Here is a 6776-nt window from a genome sequence, read left to right as displayed (position 1 = left end):
CCTCCAGATCCTGGTAACTCCGGAAATCGCGGTCGCGCTGCATCAACCCGAAGCCGCGCGGATTGTGCGCGCCGAAGCTGCTCACCCACAGCCTTTTCGGATTGATCAGCGGGCGCCAGATCCATTCGCCGTGGTCAGTCTGCACCAGCAGCCCGTCGGAATCATGTACTTCCGGACGGTATTCGTGGATGGGTGCGGGTTGGTTCTCAGCGAAATAGAACATCGAAGTCAGTGGAGCGATTCCCAGCTTGGCGCCTTTTTCGCGCTGGAAAATGTTCACGTGCACGTCCATGTAGGTTTCTTCACCGGGATGGATGGTGAAACGATAGGCCCCGGTCACTCGTCTGGAATCGAGCAGCGCATACACGACCAGATGTTTGGCGTTCGCCGCCGGACGCTCGAGCCAGAATTCTCTGAAAGCCGGGATTTCCTCGCCCGTGTCTTCGCCGGTGTCTACCGCAAGCCCGCGCGCCGAGAGTCCGTAGCGCTGCCCTTTGCCCACGGCGCGGAAATAGCTCTCGCCCAGAAACACCGCGACTTCGTCCTTGTACTCCAGGTTGTTGATCGGGTAGTGCACGCGGAAACCGGCGAAACCGGCATCCGCGAATTTGCCGATGTCAAAAGTGTTTTTGCCGTAATCGAAGTCACCGGAATCGAACCGCACCGGCGTAACGCCCGTCGCTTCCACCACGTTGATCCTGACCGGATGGCGGAAGTTGAGCCCGGCGTGGAAGAACCGGATCTCGAAGGGCAGATTGGCGGACTGCCACAGCGATTTCTCGCTCCGAAAGCGGATGTCTCGATACTGGTCGTAGGTGATGTCCCTGAGCTGTGGAGGCAGATTCTCGCGTGGCCCTGCAAAAGGCTTTTCCGCAAGGGCGCGAGCCATGGCGGTGACGTCTTCGAGTCCAAAAGCGAAAGCCGGCGCCGAAATCAGGCAGCCGACAACAAGGCTCATCCAGTAAATTGCAAGGAGCCGCATTTTGAGCGTGACAAGTTCAGACCACATATTTTTCCTAAGCTACGATCGTTAAGATTCAGTTCCACTTTCGGTCCTTCGACCCCCCTGCCCGATCTGCTGCCCGCGATACCAGAGACGCTTGACCTGCAACTGCCCGTTTCGCAGGAAAAGGTCCTCGGGTAGTTTGAGCTCGCCGCGCTCGATTTGCAGTCCGAGCAGTTCATATGCGGCGGAGAGCATGCGCGCGGCGGCGCCCGTGTACCAACTCCAGCCGCCGCGCCCTTCATAACCCGGCCCGTCGTAAACATCCGCGGGCTGTTGATGCGGCGGCAATCCGTAGATATCAGGCTGATCGCTCTTGCTGAGCGGCGATATCTTGATCCATAAATCCGCGGCGCGCGCACGGCAGCGTTCGGCCAGTTCTGAATCATTTGCCGCCGCTGCCTGCTCGGCGCAGCGCAGCAGCGCATCCACCAGCCAGGAAACGCCGTGCGAATATTGCCCGCCATTTTCGCGCACCCCGGGCGGATATTCCGCGATGCGTCCGGGATAGGGCAGCGAATCTTCAGTGAACGGCGGCGTCAGGAGCAGCACTCGGTTGCTCTTCTCAAGCTGCGTCAGGCCCGTTTCCAAGGCCGTTTGCCCGCGTTTAGCGTCGGCTGCCCCAGACAAAAGCGGCCAAGCGGCCATGAGCGCGCTGCGCAGCTTGAATTCCTCGCCCTCGTCGGTGATGGCGCGCAGGTAGCCGTCCCCCCGCCACATCGCTTCCAGCGCGGTAGACAGGTTTCTCGCTTCCGCGAGATAGCGGCTCCTGGCTTGCGGTCCCTCGCGGCGCTCGGCGAGACTGGCGAACTTCATCAACACATCATGCAGGAAGAAGCCCAGCCATACGCTTTCCCCCTTGCCCTTGATTCCCGGCACATCGAGACCATCGTTCCAGTCGCCGGAGCCGAGCAGCGGCAAATCATGCGCGCCACGCCGCGCGAGCGTGTACTCGACCGCCCGCCGGCAATGCTCGTAAACCGAGCCGGTATCACGCGACGGCCTGGGGGCGAACAAGAATCCTTCATGACCCTTCGGCACCGGTCTGCCTTCCAGGAAGGGGACTTGCTCGTCCAGAACGCCGGTGTCGCCAGTAGCTTCCACGTAGCGCGTCACCACATAGGGAAGCCAAAGATGCGGATCGGACGCGCGCGTGCGCACCGCGATTCCGGTGCGGCCTTCCCATGAGGGATGCCACCACTTGACGCAATCGCCTTCGATGAATTGCTGCGCGGCGTGCAGCACGATCTGCCTGCGCGCCCACTCAGGCTTGAGAAAGGTGAGCGGCAGCACATCCTGCAACTGGTCGCGGAATCCGTACGCGCCGCTGCGCTGGGCGGGTCCGGTACGTCCCCACAAGCGCGCACACAGCAGTTGATACGGAAGCCAGTCGTTCACCAGGCGGTCGAAAGCCGCTTCATTGGTCTCGATGCGCAACACGGAAAGTGCTTGTTTCCACCACGCCTTGATTTCTTCCAGCGCGAGTTCAGCCGCGTTCGGTTCGAGGTACGCGCGCGCAAGCCGGGTCGCCTGCGCCTGGTCGGCCGCCTGCCCCAGCACGACGACCATCGTTGTTTCTTCACCCGCCTGAATCTCCAGATCGGCGACGAAGCTTGCGATGCGACGCCCATCATCGACCTGTGAAACATCGGCGTGACCGCGCTCCAGCATGAAAGGCCGGGTGAGGTCGCGGCCTTCGCCGCCGACAAAGCGCGCACGCACGGTTTCCTGTGACTGGCATTCAAGATTGGTTGCGGCGAATGCGACGCCCTTGTGAAAATCATTGCCCGCGTTTTCGAAGTAGAGCACGCCGGGCATCGCATCCGCCCACGCCCGCACCCGACCGCGGCTATCGACCGGCACTTCCGCCAGTACCATCTCCACGTAAGGGACGATACGCAAGCGGCGCGCCGCGTCGCCGCCATTGCGAATCCTCAGCAGCTTGATTTCTACCGGCTGATCCGACGGCACGAAAGCGGTCAAATCCAGCTTCAGTCCAGCGGTTTCCTTGCGGTAACGCGCGTAACCCAATCCAAACAGGGCCTCGTGCCGGGCGTCCTGCCTGCGGTAAGGTGCGAACCCCGCGGTCTCGGCGACGCCGGTTTCCGGGTCGAAGACGTAAATCGTTTGTCCAGGAAGTTGGGCCGGCACGCTGTCGAGACCGAAAGGCGACAGCGCATTTTGCTGCGCGTTGCCGGCGAACGAAAAGATTTCGCCTTCGCTGCTCGCGACAAAGCCATGGCCCAGCGGATTGGCGACGAGATGCGCCCATGGGCGCTGTGCGTCGCACGGCGCCGACAGTTCGCGCCCGTCGTCGGAGAAACCGCCGCCGTCCGCCGTGCGTTTGGGCGCTGGACGCAAGCTGCGGATGCGCGCGAAGCTCGCTTTCAACGCCGCGTCGTTCGGCTCGGCGACATCAAGGTGGCGCGCGATCAAGGCAGCCGCCCGATACTCGTCCTCGGCATAGCCATCGACGAAGGCGATCTCGACTGCCGCACCGGGTGGCAACTCGATCCTGAGCCGCAAGCTCGCCGCCGGATCGAAGGTGTAGAGCGTCCCTTCGTCGGTGGGATCGCGCAGCGTCTGGTCGGCGAAAACGGCGGGTCGCCGCAGCGTGCCCAAGCCGATGAAATGGGCGCGCGAATCCTCGTAACCGATCAGCCGCACGGCGTCATCGGCGCGCACCGCATGAAACCCGACTTCGCGGCACATCCGCTGCAGCGCCGGATCCTTCGCGTTGTTCCTCATCAGCCGGTTGCGGGCGATGATCGCATTCAGCGGCGCGACGAAACGGGTGCCGACGTGCATGGCCGCGAAAAAAGGCGAGCGGCGGTAAGCATCGACCGGCGCAACGGCGAGTTCCTGGTAGCTCGTCAACTCGACGATGCGGGCACGCTGCTCGCGGTTAGTCAGGGTGATGCGCCAATTCTCCACGGTGTCACGAGGATCCAGACTGACCCGCGCTTCCGCCCGAATTCCGCCGTGGCTGTTGACGATATGCAAGGTGCTCGGCGAGGGTTTGGTGACCGAATAATCGGGGCCGCGCTTTTGTATCGGCTCGGAGCCCAGCGACCACGGCCCGTCGATGGCCTGGTCTTCGCTGTCGAGCTCGCGCAGATAAAAAAACTTGCCGCGCAACTGCAAAGGATCGTCCGCCCGGCGCGTCAGATCAAGCTCGAAGCCTGGGCGCACCGTGCTGGTCACGCGGCTGAAGCCGCGGCCATCCCAGCCATATTCCGCGGTGTATTGACCGTTGGCGAGCGTGAAATAAGGACTTGCCGCGGCTTGCGGCGGCGCTGATTCCTTGCCCCGCCGGCGCAGCAGCCACACCGACGCAACCGCCAGAATCGCGCCCGCCGCTGTCATCTGATAAACCAGCAGCAAGGATGCGACTGCCGGCAGTACAGCGTGCGGGGTAGCTTGCAAAGCCTCCGCACGGTCCCACACCTGATTCCATTCGCTGCCGCGAGGTATATAAAAAGGAATCAGCAGCGGCGCCCAGGTGAGAAAACGGCGTATGGCTTCCGGCATGCAGCGCGTGCGCGCCGAATGGCCCAGAAAGCGCGAAGCCTTCTCATCCAGCGCGTCGCCGCCGACGAAGGAAAGATTGACCAGCGTCGCCACGCGCAGTCCCATGTGGTCGAACCAGATCAGCACGCGCAGCCAGTCGTAAGCGAGCAGCCCAAGAAACACCGTAAGGCTCCAGGCGCGGAAATCCTCCGGCGACAACAGCGCCGATTGCACGCTCGCCAGCGCACTGCGCACCGCGCCGTCCTGGTTGTACCAGCTCGGGTCGGAGGCCAGCCGCAGGTAGGTATAGATGATGGGCGCCATCCACAATCCCCAGCGCAGCACGCGCACCGCCTGTTCGACGAGAATGGCGAAGCCGGCCGCGCTGAACATCTCCTTGATCGGACCGAGACTGCGCTTGAACAGCGCGGTAAGCGCGACCAGGTTGATGCTGAACAAAGGCGCCGCCAGCGACCAGTTGATCACGCCCGACAGCGACTCCGCATAGAGCAGCTTGACGCCGCCGGAGACACTTCCCAGATCGATCGCGCCCCACTTGCTGAACAGCGGATAGACCACATAACTCGTCGTCGCCTTCCCCCCCGCCGGGAAATAGGGTATTGCGTAGGTCACGAATTTTTCGGCGACGGCTTGCCATTGCGCGGCGTCGAAATACCAGGCGAGCGCGCCGCCGACGAATCCGCCGAGCAAGGCGCCTAATCCATACACGCGCCACGACTGCATGCGCTGGCGTTGCTGGCCGAGCACGGACTTCAAGTCCCATAGCGCGTCGGCTCCGGCATACGCAGCCGCACCGATCGCAAAACCAAGCGCAAAGCGCAGACCGCCGGACAGCATCGGCAAGCCCTGCGACAGAACCAGCCCGAGCCCCATGCCCGCGATCAGGCCGCGCGCATAATTGAGCGGCTCGCGCACCGCTTTCATAAAGCGCGCGAAGAACGGCTCGCTGCCGTCGAAACTTTCGAGGATGGTTTTAGCCAGCGGAAACAGCAGGACGCCCATCAGGCTCCCACCCAGCGCGGGATGCGCGAGCAGCCAGCCGACGACGACGGAGGAACTCCAGACCACGGCGCCCAACTGGACGAGCAGCACGAACAGCCCGCCGTACACTGCGCCGCGCGCCAGTCCGGCGTACCAGTGTGCGGTGCCGGCCGTCAGAATGGGGCGGCGTCCGCGCAGCGCGTCGAGCAGCATGCCGGTTACGAAAAACACTTGCGCCCACAAGCCGGCCTGGGCCAACGCTTCGGTGAGGACCATCGTTGCCATGCGCGCGACGACCGGCCAGCGCGAAACCATTTCCGTGGAGCCCAGATCGGCGATCAGCGGCGTGAAAGCCGCGAAAGCCGAGCTTCCGAACACCAGGAGATGCAATCGCCACGATGGCGCCAGGCGCCGGTCCATCAACAAGCCCAGGCCGAGCAACAGCGCTTCGTTAAATGTAAAGAGGATCAGCGTGCGTCCGAGACCCGAGGCAGCCGCGGCGGGCAAATCGGCGCCGAGCACGCTGCGTCCGAGCGCCAGCGTCATCCCGGACGCGGCCAACGTCAGCAGCAGGTTGAAAAGATAAGGGACGGCGAGCAGCGCGAGATCGGCTATCGGCGACAGCGGTCGTCCAAAACGGGCGAGCGACCACAGCGCCACGCTCAAATACAGGAGACAGCCCAGCGCCGCACCCTGCGGAGTCAGCACCGTCAAGTCCGCCCACGACGCCGGAACCTGCCAGAGCTCGGCTTCCGGGCTGACCGACGTGCTGAACAGACCGGTGACGATCGCGGTCGCGATCGGCGCCGCCAGCGGCGACCAGCGGTCACCAAGGACGAGCGCCCACAACAGCACGGCAAGCGCCGCCGGCATCCAGGACTGAATGCCGGCAGTCGAGGCGCCGTTGTAAACAAGAACCAGCGAAACCAGCGCCAGCGCTGCGCCCATCATACTGAGCGGTAGACGCCAAAATGGTCCCGGCGCAATGGCTCGCGCATCAAGGTGGCTGTTGGGCATTCAGGTCATCAGTGTCATGAGTCTGAAGTTAGCTGAACAAATCCAACCCATGTCATTCCCGCCTCCGATTTAAGGATTCGAGGGCAGGCTGCGGCGGGAATCCAGCCCCTCGGATTAGGGCCTGTTTACACTAATTCCATACGTGCGGCGGGGGAGAGACGGGTGCAGGGCAAGGCGCCGGCGACGCCGTTTGGTCACTCCAACCAAGGAAGCCGGCAACGCCGCCATGCGCCCGTATCTCCCC

At 63.3% G+C, this 6776-nt stretch carries 2 protein-coding genes; both read right to left on the bottom strand.

Going from position 1 to position 6776, the window contains the following annotated elements; all coding sequences use genetic code 11:
* On the bottom strand, positions 1–958 hold a 958-nt coding region (locus tag H0V78_13105; GenBank protein ID MBA2352677.1), incomplete at its 3' end, for a glucan biosynthesis protein G.
* Positions 959–1030: 72 nt separating this feature from the next.
* Positions 1031–6466, bottom strand: coding sequence for a glycosyl transferase family 36 (locus H0V78_13100; GenBank protein MBA2352676.1), 5436 nt, complete (start codon positions 6464–6466; stop codon positions 1031–1033).
* Positions 6467–6776: the final 310 nt, after the last annotated feature.

The sequence above is a fragment of the Burkholderiales bacterium genome (genome assembly GCA_013695435.1).
Classification (GTDB): Bacteria; Pseudomonadota; Gammaproteobacteria; order Burkholderiales; family JACMKV01; genus JACMKV01.
The sequence above is the reverse complement of the archived record's forward strand: the minus strand, read 5'-3'. Positions and strand labels throughout refer to the sequence as shown.

What these genes read in the sequence shown, in the direction of transcription:
- H0V78_13100 (MBA2352676.1), bottom strand. Translation starts at nt 6,466, where the DNA reads ATGATGGGCGCAGCGCTGGCGCTGGTTTCGCTGGTTCTTGTTTACAAC.